The 526-nt window shown below is 22.6% G+C and carries 1 protein-coding gene; it reads left to right on the top strand.

Annotated elements, in window-relative coordinates; all coding sequences use genetic code 11:
• The first annotated feature begins 201 nt into the window (after window positions 1-201).
• Window positions 202-525, top strand: coding sequence for a hypothetical protein (locus CCO88_RS09160; protein WP_002806461.1), 324 nt, complete (start codon window positions 202-204; stop codon window positions 523-525).
• Window position 526: the final 1 nt, after the last annotated feature.

Here is a 526-nt window from a genome sequence, read left to right as displayed (position 1 = left end):
TTTGGCGTCCTTATTTTAGAGCTTTAGCGATAAAACTTTGCAAATGTTCGACATTTGCATATCCTGTCTTATTACTCCAAGCAATTATAACAAAATATAAGCTATTTTTACAAACATTTCAATCATTTTACTAAAATACACTATAATTTGCTAAAATATACTAAAATATCTTATAATATACTATTTTATAAAGGATTTGCAATGAAAAGAGGTTTTGCAAAAATAGAATTCTTTGCTAATTTAGAATACTTAAAACAAGAATATAATAAAGGCTATGTAGTTTCTAAAATACTTTATGAAAAAGCAAAGCAAGATAAAAATATATCAATGGTTTATTCACAATTTAATAAATACTTCAATGAAGTTTTTAAAAATAAAATAGAGAAAAAAGAAATAATACAGGAAAATAATCAATCTTTAGCTTTGGAAAATAAAGAACCTATCAAACTAAAGATTGACACAAAATCAAAAAAAGTATTTGACGCTAAATTTGGAAAAGATATCAAAGAAGATGATTTATTATAAA

The organism is Campylobacter coli LMG 9860 (genome assembly GCF_000254135.1).
Lineage (GTDB): Bacteria > Campylobacterota > Campylobacteria > Campylobacterales > Campylobacteraceae > Campylobacter_D > Campylobacter_D coli.
Note: the sequence above shows the minus strand (reverse complement) of the source record. Positions and strands in the feature narration are given on the sequence as shown.

What these genes read in the sequence shown, in the direction of transcription:
- CCO88_RS09160 (WP_002806461.1), top strand. Translation starts at nt 202, where the DNA reads ATGAAAAGAGGTTTTGCAAAAATAGAATTCTTTGCTAATTTAGAATAC.